The organism is Mesorhizobium sp. B2-6-2 (assembly GCF_006440615.1).
Classification (GTDB): domain Bacteria; phylum Pseudomonadota; class Alphaproteobacteria; order Rhizobiales; family Rhizobiaceae; genus Mesorhizobium.
This window is the reverse complement of the sequence record NZ_VFUG01000006.1, coordinates 213,330-234,833: the sequence shown is the minus strand read 5'-3', so window position 1 is coordinate 234,833 and position 21,504 is coordinate 213,330. Positions and strand designations below refer to the sequence as shown.

Annotated in this window: 16 protein-coding genes; 6 read left to right on the top strand and 10 right to left on the bottom strand. The window is 64.3% G+C overall.

The annotated features are described in order from the left end of the window. The 7 genes from glgA to FJ419_RS15510 all read right to left on the bottom strand — a co-directional run bounded on the left by glgA (position 1) and on the right by FJ419_RS15510 (position 10,962). Positions 1-1,446, bottom strand: a complete 1,446-nt coding sequence (glgA, locus tag FJ419_RS15540) for a glycogen synthase GlgA (RefSeq protein WP_140694637.1) — start codon at positions 1,444-1,446, stop codon at positions 1-3. Between the two features lie 167 nt (positions 1,447-1,613). Next, positions 1,614-2,882 carry a glucose-1-phosphate adenylyltransferase gene (gene glgC, locus FJ419_RS15535; RefSeq protein ID WP_140694634.1) on the bottom strand — a complete coding sequence of 423 codons (1,269 nt, stop codon included), beginning with the start codon at positions 2,880-2,882 and terminating at the stop codon, positions 1,614-1,616. Between the two features lie 63 nt (positions 2,883-2,945). After that, entirely contained in the window at positions 2,946-5,159 is a 2,214-nt protein-coding gene (glgB, locus tag FJ419_RS15530; protein WP_140694838.1) for a 1,4-alpha-glucan branching protein GlgB, read from the bottom strand. Between the two features lie 154 nt (positions 5,160-5,313). Beyond that, on the bottom strand, positions 5,314-7,776 hold the full coding sequence (locus tag FJ419_RS15525) for a glycogen/starch/alpha-glucan phosphorylase (RefSeq protein WP_140694631.1): 2,463 nt from the start codon (positions 7,774-7,776) through the stop codon (positions 5,314-5,316). Positions 7,777-7,918: 142 nt separating this feature from the next. Then, positions 7,919-8,701 (bottom strand): ATP-binding cassette domain-containing protein, encoded by a 783-nt coding sequence (locus tag FJ419_RS15520; protein WP_176477005.1) that lies wholly within the window; start codon positions 8,699-8,701, stop codon positions 7,919-7,921. A 2-nt stretch (positions 8,702-8,703) separates the two neighbouring features. After that, positions 8,704-9,765 carry an ABC transporter permease gene (locus FJ419_RS15515; protein WP_140694628.1) on the bottom strand — a complete coding sequence of 354 codons (1,062 nt, stop codon included), beginning with the start codon at positions 9,763-9,765 and terminating at the stop codon, positions 8,704-8,706. A 162-nt stretch (positions 9,766-9,927) separates the two neighbouring features. Next, positions 9,928-10,962 (bottom strand): sugar ABC transporter substrate-binding protein, encoded by a 1,035-nt coding sequence (locus FJ419_RS15510; protein ID WP_140635179.1) that lies wholly within the window; start codon positions 10,960-10,962, stop codon positions 9,928-9,930. Positions 10,963-11,174: 212 nt separating this feature from the next. Here FJ419_RS15510 and FJ419_RS15505 point away from each other — a divergent pair, with 212 nt between their 5' ends. The 4 genes from FJ419_RS15505 to FJ419_RS15490 all read left to right on the top strand — a co-directional run bounded on the left by FJ419_RS15505 (position 11,175) and on the right by FJ419_RS15490 (position 15,154). After that, positions 11,175-12,398 carry an ROK family transcriptional regulator gene (locus tag FJ419_RS15505; protein WP_140694625.1) on the top strand — a complete coding sequence of 408 codons (1,224 nt, stop codon included), beginning with the start codon at positions 11,175-11,177 and terminating at the stop codon, positions 12,396-12,398. Position 12,399: 1 nt separating this feature from the next. Next, positions 12,400-12,846 (top strand): RbsD/FucU domain-containing protein, encoded by a 447-nt coding sequence (locus FJ419_RS15500; RefSeq protein ID WP_140541594.1) that lies wholly within the window; start codon positions 12,400-12,402, stop codon positions 12,844-12,846. Next, positions 12,843-13,766 (top strand): carbohydrate kinase, encoded by a 924-nt coding sequence (locus FJ419_RS15495; RefSeq protein ID WP_140694622.1) that lies wholly within the window; start codon positions 12,843-12,845, stop codon positions 13,764-13,766. Before FJ419_RS15500 ends, FJ419_RS15495 begins: the two co-directional genes overlap by 4 nt. A gap of 245 nt (positions 13,767-14,011) precedes the next feature. Further along, positions 14,012-15,154, top strand: coding sequence for a DegT/DnrJ/EryC1/StrS aminotransferase family protein (locus FJ419_RS15490; RefSeq protein WP_140694619.1), 1,143 nt, complete (start codon positions 14,012-14,014; stop codon positions 15,152-15,154). 20 nt (positions 15,155-15,174) lie between these two features. Here FJ419_RS15490 and cysQ read toward each other — a convergent pair whose 3' ends face one another. Genes cysQ through cysD form a run of 3 tightly spaced genes read right to left on the bottom strand, consistent with a single transcriptional unit; the run spans position 15,175 to position 18,807 of the window. Next, positions 15,175-15,954, bottom strand: coding sequence for a 3'(2'),5'-bisphosphate nucleotidase CysQ (gene cysQ, locus FJ419_RS15485; RefSeq protein WP_181170717.1), 780 nt, complete (start codon positions 15,952-15,954; stop codon positions 15,175-15,177). A 7-nt stretch (positions 15,955-15,961) separates the two neighbouring features. Beyond that, positions 15,962-17,899: a sulfate adenylyltransferase subunit CysN gene (gene cysN, locus FJ419_RS15480; protein ID WP_181170709.1), complete on the bottom strand. Its 1,938-nt coding sequence runs from the start codon at positions 17,897-17,899 to the stop codon at positions 15,962-15,964. Between the two features lie 2 nt (positions 17,900-17,901). Next, entirely contained in the window at positions 17,902-18,807 is a 906-nt protein-coding gene (gene cysD / locus FJ419_RS15475) for a sulfate adenylyltransferase subunit CysD (RefSeq protein WP_246679214.1), read from the bottom strand. Between the two features lie 454 nt (positions 18,808-19,261). Between cysD and FJ419_RS15470 the strand changes: the two genes are divergently transcribed. Both FJ419_RS15470 and FJ419_RS15465 read left to right on the top strand, forming a co-directional pair. Further along, positions 19,262-20,554: an O-antigen ligase family protein gene (locus FJ419_RS15470; protein ID WP_140694610.1), complete on the top strand. Its 1,293-nt coding sequence runs from the start codon at positions 19,262-19,264 to the stop codon at positions 20,552-20,554. Next, on the top strand, positions 20,551-21,495 hold the full coding sequence (locus tag FJ419_RS15465; protein WP_140694606.1) for an NAD-dependent epimerase/dehydratase family protein: 945 nt from the start codon (positions 20,551-20,553) through the stop codon (positions 21,493-21,495). The genes FJ419_RS15470 and FJ419_RS15465 overlap by 4 nt, the downstream gene beginning before the upstream one ends. Positions 21,496-21,504: the final 9 nt, after the last annotated feature.

Below are 21,504 nucleotides of genomic sequence, written 5' to 3'. Positions count from 1 at the left end.
TCAGGCAGCCCTTTTTGAAAGCAGCAAGCGATAGAGTTCGACATATTTTTCGGCGCTCTTGTCCCAGGAGACATCGGCCTTCATGCCCTGGCGCTGGATCGAGGCCCAGGTCGCGGGCCGCGCATGCTGCTCGACCAGCCGCTGGATGGCATGGAGCATCGCGGCACCATTGTTGGGCGCGAACTGGAAGCCGGTGGCGACGCCGGCCGACAAGGCGGCCTCGTTGGCGTCGATGATGGTGTCGGCCAGACCGCCCGTCCTGGCGACGACCGGCACGCAGCCATAGCGCAGGCCATAGAGCTGAGTCAGCCCGCAAGGCTCGAAGCGCGAGGGGATGATGATGGCGTCGCAGCCGCCCTGCATGACGTGCGAAAGGTCTTCGTCGTAACCAACGACGACGCCGACGCGGCCGCGATGGCGGGCGGCGGCGGCGAGCAGCGTGCCTTCGAGGCCGGCGTCGCCGGAGCCGAGGATCGCCAGCCGCGCGCCGGCGGCGACGATGCCGTCGACGACCGCGGCCAGGATGTCCATGCCCTTCTGCCAGGTCAGCCGGCTGATGACGCAGACGATCGGGCTGCCATCCGCTTCCAGGCCGAAGCGCTCTTCGACCGCCTTGCGGTTCTTGCCGCGCGCCGCAAGCGTCTCGGCCGAATAATTGGCGACCAGATGCTTGTCGGTCTGCGGATTCCAGATGTCGACGTCGATGCCGTTGACGATGCCGTAGAGATCGGTGGAGCGCATGTTTATCAGCCCGTCGAGACCCATGCCGAATTCGGGCAAGCGGATTTCCTGCGCATAGGTTGGGCTGACCGTAGTGATGGCCCAGGCGGCTTGCAGGCCGGCCTTGAGAAAGCCGACGCCGCCATAATATTCGACGCCGTCGAGCTGCATCGCCACGCTCGGCAGGCCGAGCTCGCCGAAGATGCCCGCGCCGAACTGACCCTGGAAGGCGAGGTTGTGCACGGTGATCAGCGACGGCACGCCGACCGCCTTGCCGTAGCGCATATAGGCAAGCGTCATCGCCGACTGCCAGTCATGGGCATGCACGATGTCGGGCTGGTAACCGGAGATCGCGCCGCCGGCAATGTCGCCGCCGGCCTGGCTGAGCGCGGCGAAGCGGCGCCAGTTGTCCGGCCAGTCGGCGCCGGAGGCGGTGCCGTAAGGGCCGCCCTGGCGATCGAAGAGGTGCGGTGCGTCCAAAACGAAGAGATCGAGATCGCCGATCTTGACGGCATGGATCGAAGCCTTAGCGCCCTGCAGCAGCGGATATTGGTAGACCGCCTTCTTCTTGGCGAAGGCCGCCATCACCACGGGATAGCCGGGAACCAGCGTGCGCATCGCCACGCCCTTGCCGGCAAGCGCGATAGGCAAGGCGCCGGCGACGTCGGCAAGGCCGCCGGTCTTGACCAGCGGGAAGATTTCGGGCGTGACCGACAGAACCTGCATGCGCTCCACATTCCGATCTCAAGATGACAGCTCAAAGTGACAATCTGTTGATCTAGTCGTCAGCTTGCTGATCGACCCGACAGCTTGCTGATCGACCCCGTCAGCTTGCTGATCGACCTGGCAGCTTGCCGATCGAGCCTATCAGGCCGACAGCTTGCCGATCGAGCCTACGGGGTCGACAGCTTGTTGATCATGTCCTGCGTGATGAGGCAGATGCCCTTTTCCGAAACGCGAAAACGCTTGGCGTCGAGCGCCGGATCCTCGCCCACCACCAGTCCTTCCGGGATGTGGACGCCGTGATCGATGACGACGCGCTTGAGGCTCGCGTTGCGGCCGACCTGGACGTCGGGCAGCATCACCACTTCCTCGAGCTTGGAATAGGAATTGATGCGCGCGCCGGTGAAGATCAGGCTGCGGCGCAGCGAGGCGCCGGAAACGATGCAGTCGCCGGAGACAAGCGAGGAGATCGCCTCGCCGCGGCGGCCGTCCTCGTCATGGACGAACTTTGCCGGCGGCTTCAACTCGGCATAGGTCCAGATCGGCCAGTTGCGGTCGTAGAGGTCGAGCTCGGGCGTGATATCGGTGAGGTCGATATTGGCTTCCCAATAGGCGTCCACAGTTCCGACGTCGCGCCAATAGGGTTCGGCCTCGTGCGAGGAACGCACGCAGGATTTTGCGAAGCGGTGGGCGATCGCCTTACCGTGCTGCACGATATAGGGGATGATGTCCTTGCCGAAGTCGCGGCTGGAGCCGGGTTCGGCGGCGTCGCGGCGCAGCTGCTCCATCAGGAACTTGGTCTTGAAGACATAGATGCCCATCGAGGCCAGGGCGAATTCCGGCTTGTCCGGAATGCCGGGCGGATCGGCCGGCTTTTCGACGAAAGCGATGATGTTGTCCTTCTTATCGACATGCATGACGCCGAAGCCGGTCGCCTCCATGCGCGGCACTTCCAGGCAGCCGACGGTGACGTCGGCGCCGGCGTCGACATGCTGGCGCAGCATCAGCTCATAATCCATCTTGTAGATGTGGTCGCCGGCGAGGATGACCATGTATTCAGGGCCGTAGGCCTCGATGATGTCGATGTTCTGGTAGACGGCGTCGGCCGTGCCTTCATACCACTGCGTTTCCGAGACGCGCTGCGATGCAGGCAGGATGTCAAAGCTTTCGTTTCGCTCGGGCCGCAGGAAGTTCCAGCCGCGCTGCAGGTGGCGGATCAGCGAGTGCGCCTTGTACTGGGTGGCGACGCCGAGGCGGCGGATGCCGGAGTTGAGCGCATTGGAGAGGGCGAAATCGATGATGCGCGTCTTGCCGCCAAAATAGACCGCCGGCTTGGCGCGCCGGTCGGTCAGCTCCCTGAGGCGGCTGCCGCGGCCGCCGGCCAGCACATAGGCCATGGCATCGCGTGCCAGCGGCTGGGTTCTTCTGATCTCTGCCATTCTGTTACCCTCCCAAACAAGCTGCCCGGACTGTTGCAAGAGCAGGATGAGACATCATCTGCTTCAATCCGTGACGAATTCCAGCATGATCGTCGACAGCGGCGGCAAAAGCATCGTCGCCGATACGCCGCCTCCTTCCCCGCTTGCCTCGACCATGCCGCTATTGCCCATGCCGGAGCCGCCATAGACCTCGGCGTCCGTATTGATGATCTCGCGCCATTTTCCCGCCTTCAGCAGCGGCACGCGATAATTCTCGCGCGGCACCGGCGTGAAATTGGAGACGACGGCGATCGAATTGCCGTCCGGCGCGCTGCGCAGCCAGGCGAAGACCGAATTGTCGCGGTCGTCGACGATCAGCCAGGAAAAACCCTCCGGCTCGCAGTCGCGCGCATGCAGCGCCGGGCGCGAACGATAGAGGTAGTTCAGGTCCCGCACGGCCTGCCAGACGCCGCGATGCGGCGCGAATTCGAGCAGGTCCCAGTCGAGCGCGCGTTCCTCGCTCCACTCGCGGCGCTGGGCGAATTCCTGGCCCATGAACAGGAGCTTCTTGCCGGGATAGCCCCACATGAAGGCGTAATAGGCGCGCAGCGTGGCGAACTTCTGCCAGTCGTCGCCTGCCATCTTGTGGAGCAGGGTGCCTTTGCCGTGCACGACCTCGTCATGCGAAAGCGGCAGCACGAAATTTTCCGAGAAGGCGTAGACCAGGCCGAAGGTGATGTCGTTGTGATGATGCTTGCGGAAGATCGGCTCCTTGGAGAGATACTCCAGCGTGTCGTGCATGAAGCCCATGTTCCACTTGAAGCCGAAGCCGAGGCCGCCTTCATGCACAGGACGCGACACTTTCGGCCATGAGGTCGATTCCTCGGCGATCGTCATCACGCCGGGGTGGTGGCCGTAGACCTCCTTGTTCATCTTCTGCAGGAAGCTGACGGCCTGCAGGTTCTCGCGCCCGCCCTTCTCATTGGGGATCCACTCGCCGGCCTTGCGCGAATAATCGAGGTAGAGCATCGAGGCGACCGCGTCGACGCGCAAGCCGTCGACATGGTATTTCTCGGCCCAGAACAGCGCGTTGTTGACCAGGAACGACACCACCTCGCGGCGGCCGAAATTGTAGATGGCCGTGTTCCAGTCCGGGTGGAAACCCTGGCGCGGGTCGGCATGCTCGTAGAGCGCCGTGCCGTCGAAATGGACCAGGCCATGCTCGTCGACTGGGAAATGCGCCGGCACCCAGTCGAGGATGACGCCGACGCCGGCGCGGTGCGCGCCGTCGACGAAGCGGGCGAAGCCATCGGGGTCGCCGAAGCGGGCTGTCGGCGCATAAAGCCCGGTGGTCTGGTAGCCCCAGGATGGGTCGTAGGGGTGCTCCGAGATCGGCAGGAACTCGATATGGGTGAAGCCGGTGTCGACCACATAGGGGATCAGCCGTGCGGCGAGCTCGTCCCAGGAGAGGAACGTGCCGTCGTCGCGGCGCTGCCAGGAGCCAGCATGGACCTCGTAGATCGAGATCGCCTCGCGCCGGGGATCGGCTTTCTGCCAATAGCCGCGATGCGCCTCGTCGCCCCATTGATGCGCTATGGGCGGCGCCGTCACCGAGGCGGTCGCCGGACGCAATTCCGACTCGAAGGCGAACGGGTCGGCCTTCAGCGGCAGGCGCACGCCGTCGGGCCCGATGATCTCGAACTTGTAGGGCTTGCCAGCGCCGATATCGGGAATGAATAGCTCCCAGATGCCCGTGTCCTTGCGGTCGCGCATGGTGTGCCGGCGACCATCCCAGTCGTTGAAGGCGCCGACCACGGAGACGCGCCGCGCATTGGGCGCCCAGACGGCGAAATGGACGCCGGTGGCGCCCTCGTGTTCGACGATGTGGGCGCCGAGCTTGTCGAAGAGCCTGAGATGCGAGCCTTCGGCCATGTAATAGTCGTCCATCGGACCGAGCACCGGGCCGAAGGAATAGGGATCGGTCAGCCACCAATCGCCGCCGGCATTCCTGGCGTGATAGCGCAGCGGCTGGCGCTTGCGGATCGAGACCTTGCCCTCGAAGAAGCCGGCGTCGTCGCGGCGGGAGAGCTCGCCGACCTCCTTGCCGGTCAGCGTGTAGGCCATGACGAATTCGGCGTTGGGCACGAAGCAGCGGGCGACGAAACCCTTGCCGGCTTCCTGCACGCCCAGGACCGCGAAAGGATCGCCATGCGTTCCGGCGACAATCGCCGCGACATCGCCGGCTGGCGCCAGTCCGTCCGGCCCGCTTGTCGCAGCGGTCGCGCGCGGCTTCCTCATCAAACGGTCGCCCTCCCCGGGCACCTTGTTCTGGCGCATGCCACGCTCCGGCATGCGCTGTTCTTCGTCTTGGTGCATGTCGCGGTCCCAAAATCGCTACGCACTTTTGGGCGACATGCATCTGGCCACGTTCTTTGTGGCTCATGCAATCATATCAGACGGGTACGTTCCAGATGTCTTTCGCATATTGGCGGATTGTGCGATCGGACGAGAACCAGCCGACGCGGGCGACGTTGCGGATAGCGCGCGCGTACCAGTCGGGGCTGTTGCGCCACACGGCGTCGACCTCGCGCTGGCAGGCGGCGTAGGAATCGAAGTCGGCCGCCACCATGAACCAGTCGCTCTGGTAGAGGCCGTTCATCAGGTCGCGATAGCGGTCGGGATCGTCGGGCGAGAAGACGCCGGAGGAAATGGCCGATACCGCCTGCGACAGCTCGGACGAGGTCTCGATCACGCCGCGCGGATTGTAGCCATTGGCGCGCCGCTCTGCGACCTCCGCGGTGGTGAGGCCGAAGATGAAGATGTTGTCGTCGCCGACATGTTCCTTGATCTCGACATTGGCGCCGTCGAGCGTGCCGATGGTCAAGGCGCCGTTCAGCGCGAACTTCATGTTGCCGGTGCCCGAAGCTTCCATGCCGGCGGTCGAAATCTGCTCGGAGAGATCCGCGGCCGGCATCAGCACCTCGGCCAGGCTGACATTGTAGTTCGGCACGAACACCACCTTCAGCAGGCCGCGCACCGACGGATCGCCATTGATAACCTTTGCGACGTCGTTGGCCAGCTTGATGATCAGCTTGGCGTTGTGATAGCTGGGCGCCGCCTTGCCGCCGAAGATCTTGACGCGCGGCATCCAGTCCCGTTCCGGATGCGAGCGGATCTGATCATACAGCGCGATCGCTTCCAGTATGTTGAGCAGCTGGCGCTTGTATTCGTGGATGCGCTTGACCTGGATGTCGAACAGCGCCGACGGATCGAGCCTGATGCCGAGCCGGTCGGCAACGAGATTGGCGAGCCGCGCCTTGTTCTGCCGCTTCACGGCGGCGAATTTCTCACGGAAAGCTGCGTCATCGGCGAGCGGATCGAGATCCTTGATCGCCTCGATGTCGTCCATGAAGCGGTCGCCGATCGCCTCGCGGGCAAGCGAGGTCAGGCCGGGATTGCACTGGATCAGCCAGCGCCGGGGCGTGATGCCGTTGGTCTTGTTGTTGATGCGATCGGGATAGAGCTTGTGGAGATCGGCGAACACCGTCTCCTTCATCAGCTCGGTGTGGAGCGCCGAGACGCCGTTGATCGAATGCGAGCCGACAAAGGCCAGATTGCCCATGCGCACGCGGCGGTCGCCATTTTCCTGGATCAGCGAGATGCGGGCGATCTGATCGCCGGAGAACTGGTTGGTGGCGCGGGCCTCGAGCAGCACCTGCGCATTGATGGCGTAGACGATCTGCATGTGGCGCGGCAGCAGACGCTCGAACAGCGGCACCGGCCAGCTTTCAAGCGCCTCGGGCAACAGCGTGTGGTTGGTGTAGCCGAAGGTGCGCTTGGTGGTGTCCCAGGCCTGGTCGAAATCCATGCCGTGGACGTCCATCAGGAGCCGCATCAGCTCCGGGACGGCGACCGCGGGATGGGTGTCGTTCAAGTGAATCGCCGCCTTGTCGGGCAGCGATTTCAGGTCGCCGTACTGGCTCAAATGACGCTGCACGATGTCCTGCAGCGAGGCGGTGGAGAAGAAATACTCCTGCCTCAGCCTGAGCTCCTGGCCGGCCATGTGGGAATCGGCAGGATAAAGCACGCGCGACAGCGCGTCGGCCTTGTTGCTCTCGGCCAGCGCGCCGATGTGGTCGCCCGCATTGAACTTGTCGAGCAGGATCGGGTCGATCGGCATGCCGGACCAGAGTCTCAACGTGTTGACGCGCCTGGCGCGCCAGCCGGCTACCGGCGTGTCATAGGCGACGGCGAGCACATGCTCGGTCGGCTTCCAGACGTGGCGTTCGAGCCGGCCTTCTTTCGAGGTGATCGATTCCACCGAGCCGCCGAAGCCGACCTCGAAGGAACGCTCGCGCCGTTCGAACTCCCAGGGATTGCCGTGATCGAGCCAGGTCTCCGGCAGCTCCACCTGCCAGCCGCCGTGGATTTCCTGGCGGAACATGCCGTTGGCGTAGCGGATGCCGTAGCCGTGGGCGGGGATGTCGACGGTCGCCATGCTTTCCATGAAACAGGCGGCGAGACGGCCAAGGCCGCCATTGCCGAGTGCGGCGTCCGGTTCGAGCCCCGCGATCAGGTCGAGGTCGACGCCGAGCGAGGACAGCGCCTCGCGCATGTTCTCCATCAGGCCGAGATTGGAGAAGGCGTCGCGCATCAGGCGCCCGATCAGGAATTCGAGCGAAAGGTAATAGACGCGTTTTTCCTGCTGGTCGTAGGCTTCCCTGGTCGCCTGCATCCAGTGGTCGACTACGCGGTCGCGCACCACCTTGATCGAAGCGGTCAGCCAGTCATAGGGCGTGGCGACGGTTGTGTCCTTGCCGACCCGGTATTTGAGCGACATCAAGACTTCTTCGGCGAGCGTCTTGGGGTCGGGATTGTCGAGAACAGGGACTTCGATCGTCATGGCGGATGTCATGCTGCCTCTCGTTCAACTGGCCTGATCATAGCGGCTTTCACCGTTCCTCCCAGCCCATCTTAGTGCGTTGCAGCATAGGTTCAATCGATTTACTCAACCGACCCGTCAGCCCGCCTGCGGCAACAGGGACATGTCGTAGGGATCAAGCCGCCAGCGCGTCCTCCGGCGGCTTCTTGGCGCCGGTCATCAGCGCCACCGCGTCCGACATGGAAATCTGCTTAGGATCGACGACGCAGAGACGCCTTCCAAGCCGGTGGATGTGAATGCGGTCCGCCACCTCGAAGACATGCGGCATGTTGTGTGAGATCAAAACGATCGGCAGGCCGCGCTTCTTGACGTCCAGGATCAGCTCCAGCACGCGGCGGCTTTCCTTCACGCCAAGGGCGGCCGTCGGCTCGTCCATGATCACCACTTTCGAGCCGAAGGCGGCAGCACGCGCCACCGCAACGCCCTGGCGCTGGCCGCCCGAAAGCGTTTCCACCGCCTGGCTGATGTTCTGGATGGTCATCAGACCGAGCTCCGTGAGCTTGTCGCGAGCACGCTTCTCCATCGCCGGACGGTCGAGCATGCGCAGCCAGCTGCCGAGCGGGCCGGGCTTGCGGATCTCGCGGCCGAGAAACATGTTGTCGGCGATCGACAGCGCCGGCGACAGAGCGAGGTTCTGGTAGACGGTTTCGATCCCGGCTTCCCGGGCCTCCATCGGCGACTTGAAAGCAACGGGCTTGCCCTCAAGCCGGATTTCACCTTCGTCGGGCACGGCCGCGCCGGAAATCGCCTTGATCAGCGATGATTTGCCCGCGCCGTTGTCGCCGATGACGGCGAGGATTTCGCCCGGATAGAGATCGAAATCGGCATTGTCGAGGGCGGTAACGCGGCCATAGCGCTTGATCAGGCCGCGCGCTGTGAGAATGGGCTCCTGGGTCATGACTATGCCGAAACCTTTCTGATCCATTGATCGATCGCCACGGCGCCGATGATCAGCACGCCGGTGAGCAGCACCTTCCATTGCGGATCGGCGCCCAGCATGTTGAGGCCCATCGAGACGACGCCGACGATCATGGCGCCGAACAGCGTGCCGAGGATCGAGCCGCGCCCGCCGAACAGCGAGATGCCGCCGATCACCGTCGCGGTGATGGCCTGCAGATTGTAGTCGGTGACAGCGGCCGACGGCGAGACCGAGCCGTTGCGGCCGATCGAGACCCAAGCCGCGAAAGCGGCGATCAGTCCGGCAAGGGCATAGACCGTCATCAGCACTTTCTTGGTCTGGATGCCCGACAGTTTCGCAGCCTCCTGATCGTCGCCGACGGCGTAGACATGGCGGCCCCATGCGGTGTGGTTGAGCACGTACCACAGGAGGATCACCAGCAGGACCATGGCAATGACGCCAAGCGTCAGCACGGCAGAGCCGACCCTGAAGCTCACCGCAAACAGATGCAGCAGCGGCGCCTGCACGTCGACATCGGTGTCGCGGATCGTCTCATTGGCCGAATAAATAAAATTCGTCGCCATGACGATGTTCCAGGTGCCGAGCGTGACGATGAAGGGCGGCAGCTTCATGTAGGCGACCAGGAGGCCGTTGAGCAGTCCGCAGGCGCCGCCGGCGGCAAGCCCAATCACCACAGCGAGAATGGCCGGCATCCCATAGGTCACCGCGCAATTGCCCATGATCACGGCCGAAATCACCATGATGACGCCGATCGAGAGATCGATGCCCGCGGTCAGGATGACCAATGTCTGCGCGGCACCGAGAATGCCGACGATGGCGATCTGCTGCAGGATCAGCGTCAGCGTGTAGGACGAAAAGAAACGCCCGCCGATGGCGATACCGAAGATGATGACCGACAGAACCAGCACGATCAGCGGCACCGCCGCCGGCGTGGAGTGCAGGAAGTGCTGGGCGCGCTTGACGGCCGATTTGTGCTCGTCGAAGGCGGCGACGCTGGTGTCGCTTCCCGTAAGTACTTTCTCGAATTCCTGTATCTGAGACATATGTCCTCCCGTCTGCATACGGCCTCTCATTGCCGCACACGCCGTCGACGCCTATTCCGGTCTTGTCGCCAGGATTGTCGCGCTTTGACGAAAGCGCATCGTCCACCCGATGCGGCCGGGGATCAAGCCCCCAGCCGCACGGTTCGTGGACCTCTCAGAGCATCAGCCCCAGCACTTGGCCAGGCCTTCCTTGGTGTCGATCGACTTGACGCCATTGGCCGGCTTGTCGGTGACAAGGTTGACGCCGGTGTCGAAGAAGTTCTTGCCTTCGGTCGGCTTGGGCTTGGTGCCGTCCTTGGCGAAGGCGGCGATCGCCTCGATGCCGAGCGCCGCCATCTGCAGCGGATATTGCTGCGAGGTGGCGCCGATGACGCCTTCGGTGACCGACTTCACGCCCGGGCAGCCGCCGTCGACCGAGACGATCAGCACCTGCTTCTCGAGGCCGACGGCCTTGAGCGCCTGATAGGCGCCGACGGCGGCCGGTTCGTTGATGGTGTGGATGACGTTGATGGTGTTGTCCTTCTGCAGAAGGTTCTCCATCGCCTTGCGGCCGCCCTCTTCGTTGCCGTTCGTCACGTCGTGGCCGACGATGCGCGGATCGGTTTCGTCTCCGATCTTGTTGGGGTCCTTCACGTCGATGCCGTAGCCCATCATGAAGCCCTGGTCGCGCAGCACGTCGACGGTCGGCTGCGAGGGGGTCAGGTCGAGGAAGCCGATCTTGGCGTCCTTGGCCTTGTCGCCAAGCGTAGCGGCGGCCCAGGCGCCGATCAGCTTGCCGGCTTCGAGATTGTCCGTTGCGAAAGTGGCGTCGGCGGCGTCGATCGGATCGAGCGGCGTGTCGAGAGCGATCACCAGCAGGCCGGCGTCACGCGCCTTCTTCACCGTCGGCACGATGCCCTTGGTATCGGAGGCCGTGATCAGGATACCCTTGGCGCCGTCGGCGATGCAGCTTTCGATCGCCGCGACCTGGCTCTCGCTGTCGCCGTCGATCTTGCCGGCATAGGTCTTGAGGTCAACGCCGAGTTCCTTGGCCTTGGCGGTCGCACCCTCCTTCATCTTGACGAAGAAAGGATTGGTGTCGGTCTTGGTGATCAGGCAGGCGCCTACGCCCGCGGCCGACGCGGACGAGGCAAATGCGAACAGGCCCAGCCCGGCCGCCGCGAATACGGTGGATTTCAGCAGCGATTTCTTGGTCACGATTTCCTCCCAGTGGAACCATTCCGGACGCCGGCCAACCCGGCGCCTCAAACGCATCCAACCATTTCTCCCAGCGTGGACGCCAGATCAAAAGACACCAGTCCGCAACGGCTGTCAATAATTAAATCACTCTTATTTATTATTGACAGCCTTGCGCTGTTCACCCATTCTGAACGAAAAGCATCGAGGGGAAACAGACGGGAGGAAACAGGGTGGAGACCGGCATTGCGAGGCACGGTTCGCCCGAGGCTTTGGAGAGCCGGCTGCACCGCGGCACCAACCAGAGCGGCATGCGCGACCACAATGAGCGGCTCGTGCTGTCCCTGGTGCGCCAGCACGGCAGCCTGGCCAAATCCGACATTGCGCGCATGACCGGACTGTCGGCCCAGACAGTGTCGGTGATCATGCGCGAGCTCGAGGAAGACAAGCTGCTTGTGCGCCAGGCGCCGCTGCGCGGCAAGATCGGCCAACCTTCGATTCCGATGGCGCTCAATCCGGAAGGCGCTTTTTTCATCGGCCTCAAGATCGGCAGGCGCTCGGCCGAGCTCGTGCTGATCGACTTCCTCGGCAATGTGCGCGCCATGCTGCAGCATTCCTACCGCTACCCCGCACCGCGCGAGACCGTCGAGTTCGTCACTGCCGGCATCAAGACGATGCGCGGCGAACTGACGCCGGCGCAGGACAAGCGCATTGCCGGGCTCGGCATCGCCATGCCGTTCGAGCTATGGAACTGGGCAGACACGGCCGGCGCGCCGCGCGAGATCATGGACGAATGGCGCCATCGCGACATCCGCGCGGACATCCAGGGGCAGTGCGAGTTCCCGGTTTACCTGCAGAACGACGCGACTTCGGCTTGCGGCGCGGAGCTCGTCTTCGGACGAGCGGGCGCAGCGCGCGATTTCGTCTATTTCTACATCGGCGCCTTCGCCGGCGGCGGTATCGTGCTCAATGGCCGCCTCTACAGCGGGCCGAACGGCAACGCCGGTGCGCTGGGCTCGATGCCGGTGCCCGGGCCGGACGGCAAGCCGACGCAGCTCATCGACGTCGCCTCGATCGCGATGCTGGAAAAGGCGCTCTCCGCCAAGGGCATCGACGGCTCCTATCTGTGGACCTCGCCGCAGGAATGGGGCGAGATCGGCGCCGAGCTCGACGAATGGATCGCCAGCGCCTCGCGGGCGCTGGCCTACGCCATTGTCGCTGCCTCGTCGGTCATCGATTTCGAAGCGGCGGTTATCGACGGCTGGATGCCGCTCGATGTGCGGCGCCGGCTGGTCGATGCCGTCACGGAAGCGATCGCCCGCGTCGATGCCGAAGGACTGAAACTGCCTGTCGTGCGCGAGGGAACGGTCGGCATTCACGCACGCGCCATGGGCGGCGCCAGCCTGCCACTCTCCGAGCGCTTCCTGATCGGACCTCACACGTCCGGGGGCGCCTGACATGCTGATCGGCATCCCGTCGCTGCTCGGGCCCCAGTTCCTGGCGACGCTCAGGGCAATGGGCCATGGCGACGAGATCGCGATCGTCGACGGCAATTATCCGGCCGAGGAACAGGCGCGGCGGCTGATTCGCGCCGACGGCCACCACGTCATAGCGGTCCTCGACGCCGTGCTCAGCGTCCTGCCGGTGGACGAGGCGGTGCCGCAGGCTTTGTTCCGTGCCTCGGTGAAGGGCGACCCGGCGCTGGCCGACGCCGTGCACCATGAGATGGAAGCGGTTTGCGCCAAGCGTGCGCCGGGCCACAAGGTGGTTGCGCTGGCCGGGCCCGACTTCTATGCACGCGTCAAGGCGGCGCACGCCATCGTTGCGACCAGCGAACCCAGGCTCTTTGCCAACATCATCATTCGCAAGGGCGTGATCCATCCGCCGGAGACCAAGACGACATGATCCTTTGCTGTGGCGAAGCCCTGATCGACATGCTGCCGCGCACCACGACGCAAGGCGAAGCGGCCTTCGCGCCCTATGTCGGCGGCGCGGTGTTCAACTCGGCGATCGCGCTCGGCCGGCTCGGCGCTCCGGCCGGCTTCTTCTCCGGCCTCTCCTCCGACCTGTTCGGCGGCCAGTTCCGCGAGGCGCTCGGCGCAAGCAAGGTGAGCTCCACCTATGCGCACACCTCGCCGCGTCCAACGACGCTCGCCTTCGTCCGTCTCACCAACGGCCAGGCGACCTACACCTTTTATGACGAGAACACCGCCGGGCGCATGCTGACGATCGAGGACCTGCCGAAGCTCGGGTCCGAGATCGAGGCGATGCTGTTCGGCGCCATCAGCCTGATCTCCGAGCCGGCGGGATCGGCCTATGAGGAATTCATGCGGCGCGAGCACCGGAGTCGGGTGATGATGCTTGATCCCAACATCCGGCCGAATTTCATCCCGGACAAGGCGAAGCATCTGAGGCGTATCCGCGAGATGATGGCGATGGCCGACATCGTGAAACTCTCCGACGAGGATCTCAAATGGTTCGACGAGGCCGGCTCGCATGAGGATGTGGTGCGCAACTGGCTGGAGCGTGGGCCGAAGCTGATCGTCGTCACCCATGGCAGCGAAGGCGCCGTCGGCTACAGCAAGGCGCACAAGGTCACGGTCATGCCGCAGAAGGTGAAGGTCATCGACACGGTCGGCGCAGGCGACACCTTCAACGCCGGCATTCTGGCCTCCCTGCACGAGCAGGGCCTGCTCACCAAGGCGGCGATCGGCGACCTGCCGGAAGATGCGATCCGCAAGGCGCTGGAGCTCGGCGCCAAGGCGGCCGCGGTGACGGTTTCGCGGGCCGGTGCCAACCCGCCCTGGAGGCACGAAATAGGCTGATCCGGCGCTTACACTGACGCGAATCCGCCCTTCGCGGCCGATCACTTTATGTTTCCCACCGGTGGATGACGCGATAGGAGGGGCCGGAAAACGCCTCTCGCAGCTCGGATTTTCAGGCATTGCGCCGGCAAAATCGGTAACAGGCTGCGACACCCTGAGCAATTTGCGCCGGCCGCCACCGGCTTTCTCAGCCGGTTCAAGTCTGTTACCAGCGGGCCGGTTTTACAGTCACTTTCGAGGCCGACATGCAGTTCATCGATCTTGGCGCGCAGCGCGAACGAATCCGCGACCGGCTGAAGGCCGCGATCGACCACGTCGTGGAGGACGGCCGCTATATCCTCGGGCCGCAGGTTGCGGAATTCGAGAACAAGCTCGCCGCCTATGTCGGCGTCAAGCATGTGGTCGCCTGCGCCAACGGCACCGACGCGCTGCTCCTGCCGCTGTTTGCCGCCGGCATCGGCCCGGGCGATGCCGTGTTCGTGCCGAGCTTCACCTTCGCAGCCACCGCCGAGGTGGTGGCGCTGGCCAAGGCCGAGCCGGTCTTCGTCGACGTCGACCGCGACACCTACAACATCGACATCGCCAGCCTCGAGGCGGCGATCGAGATGATCAAGAAGGAAGGCAGGCTGAAGCCGAAGGCGATCATCCCGGTCGACCTGTTCGGGCTCTCCGCGAACTACGAAGCGATCATGGCGATCGCCAAGCGCGAGAACCTGTTGGTGATCGAGGACGCCGCGCAGTCGATGGGCGGTTCCGCCGACGGCACCATGTGCGGCGCCTTCGGCCATGTCGGCTCGACCAGCTTTTATCCGGCGAAGCCGCTTGGCTGCTACGGCGATGGCGGCGCGATGTTCACCAACGATGCCGCGCTGGCCGAAAAGCTCCGTTCCTTCGCCTTCCACGGCAAGGGCGAGACGCAATATGACAATGTCCGCGTCGGCATCAATTCGCGCCTCGACACGCTGCAGGCGGCGATCCTGATCGAAAAGCTCACCATCCTCGAGGATGAGATGGTGGCCAGGCAGATGGTCGCGGACCGCTACGCCAAGGGCCTTGGCGACATCGTCAAGGCATCGCGCAATCTCGGCCACGGCCGCTCGGCCTGGGCGCAGTACGCCATCGAGACGCCGAAGCGCGACGGGCTCAAGGCCCATCTCGGCGAAAAGGGCATCCCGTCGGTGATCTACTACGTGAAGCCGCTGCACGAGCAGGTCGCCTACAAGCACTATCCGCGAACACCGACCGGCCTTGCCGTCTCGGAGCAACTGCCGAAGCAGATCCTCTGCCTGCCGATGCACGCCTATTTGAACGAGGCCGATCAGGACCGGATCATCGAGACGATCAGGAACTACATCGGCTCGAATTCGGCGCATGTAGCGGCGGCCTGATCTCGCCCCTCGAGGGAAGATTACGCGCCCTTCCCCGTCGCGATGAAATGCGGATTGGCGAAATCGCTGTCGCCGGCCTGGTTGCGCTTGCCGTAGATCAGCGGCTCGCCGTCCAGGGTCCGCGTCATGCCACCGGCGGCGCGCAGCACCGCGTCGCCCGCCGCCGTGTCCCATTCCATGGTGCGGCCGAAGCGCGGATAGACGTCGGCTTCCGCCGCGGCGAGCAGGCAGAATTTCAATGACGAGCCGATCGAGACGATCTCCGCGGCGCCGAGATCGCGGATGAATTCCTCGGTTTCCGGCGTATTGTGCGAGCGGCTGGCCACGACGGCGAGCGGCGTGCCCCCTGCCCGCACCTTGATCGGCCGGCGACCGGCGATGCGATAGTCGGCATCGACCTCCAGCGCCTCGGCCTTGCCGGGTCGCCCGGAGAAAAAGCGTCCCGTGCACGGCGCGAAAACGACGCCGACTTCCGGCACGCCATGGCGGACCAGCGCGATGTTGACGGTGAAATCGGTGCGGCGGTTGACGAATTCCTTGGTGCCGTCGAGCGGATCGATCAGGAAGAAGGCGCCGTCGAGATCGGGCGTTGCGGTTCCCGCCGCGACCTCCTCCTCCGCCACGCAGGGGATGTCCGGATAGGCGGCGCGCAGGCCGGCCAGGATGATCTTCTCGCTTTCGCGGTCGGCTTCCGTCACCGGCGAAGAATCGGCCTTGCTGTCGACGGCGCAGCCCTCATGGAAGACGCGCATCACCTCGCGCCCGGCCTCGAGCGCCAGGCGCTCGAAGACGCCGAGCATCGCCTCGTCAGATACCGCCGCCATTGTCGTACTGCTCCTCGGCAATGTCGCGCTCGGTCAACCAGTGCTCCAGAGCTTCCGCCATCTCCTGCGGGCTCCTGCCCAGAGTCTTCAGGTGAATTTCCGGATTCTGCGGCGCCTCATAAGGAGAATCGACGCCGGTGAAATTCTTGATCTCGCCGCTCAAGGCGCGCGCGTAGAGGCCCTTCGGATCGCGGCGGGCGCATTCCTCGAACGGGGTGTCGACGAACACCTCGACGAACTCGCCCTCGGCCATCAGCTCGCGCGCCATGCGCCGCTCGGCGCTGAAGGGCGAGATGAAGGAGACGATGACGATCAGGCCGGCATCGGCCATCAGCTTGGCCACCTCGGCGACGCGGCGGATGTTTTCCACACGATCGGCGTCGGTGAAGCCGAGATCGCGGTTGAGGCCGTGGCGGACATTGTCGCCGTCGAGGATGTAGGTGTGGCGGCCGGACGCGAACAGCTTCTTCTCGAACAAATTGGCGATGGTCGACTTGCCTGAGCCGGAGAGCCCGGTGAACCAGAACACGGCCGGGCGCTGGTTCTTCAGGTCTGAGCGGCCGCGCTTGCCGACATCGAGCGATTGCCAGTGGATATTTTCGGCACGGCGCAGCGAATGCAGGATCATGCCGGCGCCGACGGTGGCGTTGGTGATGCGGTCGATCAGAATGAAGGCGCCGGTGGTGCGGTTCTCGGCGAAGGGATCGAAAGCGATCGGCGCGCGCGTCGACAGATTGCAGACGCCAACCTCGTTGATGTCGAGCGACTTCGCCGCCTCATGCGCGAAATCATTGACGTTGACCCGGTATTTCAGGTCGGTGACGGTCGCGCTCACCTGGTCGGTTTCGGTGCGCAGGATGTAGGAGCGGCCGGGCAGCAGCGCCTGCTCGTCAAACCAGACGATGTTGGCGGCGAACTGGTCGGCGACCTGCGGTCGTGCAGCCGGCGACACCAGCATATTGCCGCGCGACACCTCGACCTCATCGTCGAGCACCAGTGTGATCGCCTGGCCGGCGACCGCCTGCTCGAGGTCGCCGCCTTGCGCAACGATGCGCTTGACCCTGGACGCCTTGCCCGACTTGGCGACGACGACCTCGTCTCCTTCAGAGACGGTGCCGGAGGCGATGGTGCCGGCAAAGCCGCGGAAATCGAGGTTCGGACGGTTCACATACTGAACGGGGAAGCGGAACGGCAGCTCGACGGCGGCCTCGTCGACAGACACGGTTTCCAGATGCTCGATCAGCGACGGCCCGGAATACCAGGGCGTGCGGTCCGAGCGGCTGGTGACGTTGTCGCCAAAGCGCGCCGACATCGGGATCGGGGCGACGCTCATGAAGCCCAGTTCCCTGGCGAATTCGCCGTAGTCGGCGACGATCCGGTCGAACACGGTCTTGTCGAAGCCGACGAGGTCGATCTTGTTGACCGCAAGCACGATATGCCGGATGCCGAGCAGCGAGGCGATGATGGAGTGACGCCGGGTCTGGCGCAGCACGCCCTGGCGCGCGTCGATCAGCACGATGGCGAGATCGGCTGTCGAGGCGCCCGTCGCCATATTGCGTGTGTACTGCTCGTGGCCGGGCGTATCGGCGACGATGAACTTGCGCTTCGGCGTGGCGAAGAAGCGATAGGCGACATCGATGGTGATGCCCTGCTCGCGCTCAGCCTCCAGCCCGTCGACCAGCAGCGCGAAGTCGATGTCGTCGCCGGTAGTGCCGTGCTTGCGCGAATCCCTTTCGAGCGCGGCGAGCTGATCCTCGAAAATCTGCTTAGTGTCGGAGAGCAGCCGGCCGATCAGCGTCGACTTGCCGTCGTCGACCGAGCCGCAGGTGAGGAAGCGCAGCAGCGACTTCTTCTCCTGCGCGGCCATGTAGTCGCGGATCGAATCGGTCGGAGCGAGGCTCTTGGCCATCATGTGGCGCATTATCAGAAATACCCCTCGCGCTTTTTCTTTTCCATGGAGCCGGCCTCGTCGCGGTCGATAAGGCGGCCCTGGCGCTCGGAGGTGCGGGCGGTCAGCATCTCGCCGACGATGGCGTCCAGCGTGTCGGCATCGGACTCGATCGCGCCGGTCAGCGGGTAGCACCCCAGCGTGCGGAAGCGCACCAGGCGGTTCTCGATCACCTCGCCGGGATGCAGTTGCATGCGGTCGTCATCCTTCATGATGAGCATGCCGTCGCGCTCGACCACCGGCCGCTCCTTGGCGAAATAGAGCGGCACGATCGGGATGTTCTCCTGCAGGATGTACTGCCAGATGTCGAGCTCGGTCCAGTTGGACAGCGGAAAGACGCGGATCGATTCGCCCGGCGCGATGCGGGTGTTGAAGATCTTCCACATTTCCGGCCGCTGGTTCTTCGGGTCCCAGGCGTGCTGGGCGTTGCGGAAGGAAAAGATGCGCTCCTTGGCGCGCGACTTCTCCTCGTCGCGGCGGGCACCGCCGAAAGCGGCGTCGAAACCGTATTTGTCGAGCGCCTGGCGCAGCGCCACCGTCTTCATGACATGGGTGTGGGTGTTGGAACCATGGTCGAACGGATTGATGCCGTCGCGCACGCCGTCCTCGTTGACGTGAACCAAAAGGTCGAAGCCGAGCTTCTGCGCCATCTGATCGCGAAAGGCGATCATCTCGCGGAACTTCCAGGTGGTGTCGACATGCAGGAACGGGAAAGGCGGCTTGGCCGGATAGAAGGCCTTCATCGCCAGATGCATCAGCACCGAGGAATCCTTGCCGACCGAATAGAGCATCACCGGCTTGGAGAAAGACGCCGCGACCTCGCGGAAGATGTGGATGGATTCGGCCTCGAGCCGCTGCAGATGCGTGAGCGCGATATTCATGGAGCGTCGAGCGTTCTCTCGTGCCGTGGAGCGGAAATCTTGCATCGCAGGGGCAATCCGATGCCGCCCAGGCGCAGATTTCACTTCGGACAAACTGTTTCGTGCGGGCGTTCTAACAGATCGGCGCCGCCGATAACAATGCAAGACCCGCGCGGCTCGCGGTGATTGGAGAACGAATTTTCCAAACACGCCCGGCAAAGCGGAAAATCCTGCCGGAGCCGTCGAAAGCGCTGAGCGGGGAAAAGCCGTAGTGCCCAGATAATTCCGGAGTTCCCCGATCCTCACCGGACCGGGGGATTTCTGTTGCAACATTGTCGACCGCACTATCGCAGGTCGGCGCCAGCCGCTATATGGGCTCGGGGAACGGGCAAGGCGCGGCAAACGGAGACCGGCGAGGCGGCCTTTGGCTGGCTCCATGGATCCGGGCGCAATATGGAAATTGCGAAGTAAGCATTTGAACCCGTCTACAACGCTCCGGCGCCACCTCACGCCCGCACAGATCAACATCTATTTCTCGATCGTCTGCTTTTTTTCGCCGCCGGTGCTTGGATCGCTGGTCAGCGTCGCCTTCAATGCCGGTGGCGTGTGGTCGGCGATGGTGGTGGCCGCGAAGCGGCGACGCTTCAATATCGACCGGCCGATGCTCGCCGTCACGGCGGCGATCTATGCCTATTGCGCGGCGATGGTTCTCGCTTCGATCGTCAACGGCACGCTGACTGCCGATTTGCGGTTCTTCCTGCCGTTGATCACCTTCCTGCTTTTCCCCCTCTCCTATTCGACATGGAGCATCACCGAGAAGACCGTACTGGCACGCATCGCCATTCTGGCCAGCACCGCGGCCTGCTTCGGCGCGCTGGCGATGGCCGTGTTCCAGTCTCACCGGCTCGGTGTGAGGGCGGAGGGCGGTGCCGGCAATCCAATCGTTTTCGCTACCGTCACGTGCCTTGCCGCCGTGACATGCCTTGCCGGCGCGCTGTCAGGCATCGAGAAACGCTGGAAGCTGCTGGTCCTGGCAGCGATCGCCGGAGCCATCGCGATCGTCTATTCGGGATCGCGCATGATCTGGGTGGCCGTGCCGATTGCCGGCATCGTCGTGCTTCTCATCAACCGCCGCCGGTTCACCGGCGCCAGCGTGGCACGCTTCGTGGCGATCGGCGTCGTGGTCGCCCTTGTGATTGCCGCCATCGGCTCTCGCGTCATCCTGGACCGGGCCGATTTCCTGATCAGCGACTGGGATGCGCTGAATGCCAATGGCGACCATTCGACCGCGCTCGGCTTGCGCGTGGCGATGTGGGAAATCGGTTTTGCCGCGTTTCGCGAGATGCCGATTTTCGGCCACGGCATCTCGGCGAGCCGGGCGCTGATGAAGCAAGGCTTGCAAGACCAGTTTGGCCTGCAGCAGGGTTTCAGCCATTTCCACAACGGCTTCCTGACGGCGCTGGTCGAGGCCGGCCTGCTGGGAGCATTGGCCCTAGCCTCGATCTTCGTCGTCGCCGCATGGAATGCGGCACGGACGCTGCGCCGCAGCGCCGATCCGGTGGAGCGGTTCGGCGCGACGATGATCCTTGTCGCGGTCATCACCTATCTCACCGGCGGAATGACCGGCATCCTCGTCGGCCACGACATCCTCGACGCGACGCTGATGGTGTTCTTGATTGCGGGAACTTACCTCGCATCCGGGCGGACGATAGCGCCGACCGGCAAAAGCGCGCCCACCATGGCGCCGGGCGCCAGCCCGCAACCATGAAGGTCCTGGTCACCGGCGCGACGGGCTTCATTGGACGCCGGGTCGTGAGCCGGTTGGGCGAGGCCGGATTCGACACACGGATCGCATCGCGCCTGCCGCAGCGGCTGGCAGGCGACGACGATGCCGTCGCGCTGCCCGGTACCGATGCACCCCAGGAAGCCTTTCTGGCCCTGATGCGTGACGTGACGCATGTCGTCCACTGCGCGGCGCTCAATAATGACCGCAGCGCCGGCACGGCCGACTTGCGAGCCGTCAACGCGACGCTGACCGGACGGCTTGCCCAGGCCGCCGCCACGCGCATCGACGGGCGCTTCGTCTATCTCTCCTCGATTCGCGCCGTGGTGGGCGCCGGTTTCAGCGGCATAATCGACGAAGCCACGCCCCCTGCCCCGCAATGCGTCTACGGGCGCTCCAAGCGCGAAGGCGAGATCGCAATGCTGGAGGCTTTTGCAACCGCCGGACGCGCCGGCGCGACGGCACTGCGGCTGCCGCCGGTCTATGGCGAAGGCATGAAGGGAAATCTGCGCGGGCTGATGCGGTTGGCCGCCACCGGTCTGCCGTTGCCGACAGCCGCTCTGACGGCGATTCGTTCGCTCATCTCGCATGACGCCGTGGCCGGCGCCGTGACGCATCTTTTGAGCCGTCCCACGGCGCCGCTCCCAACTTATGTGCTGGGCGATGCTTCTCCGGTTGCGGTGTCCGAAATCGTCACCGCGTTCCGGCGCGGATACGGCCGGCCGGCCCGGCTTCTTCCCGTGCCGGCCTGGCCGTTCCGAATGCTGGCCACGTTCAGTGGCAGACGGGCCGCGTGGCAGGCTCTGGTGGCGACGCAGGTCTGCGATTCGTCGTTGCTTGCTTCGGAAGGCTGGGAACGGGAGGCCGACACACTCGGCCGGCTTGAAGAACTGGCGCGACAGAGGAGCCGTTCGCCGCTTCCGTGAACGGTGAAC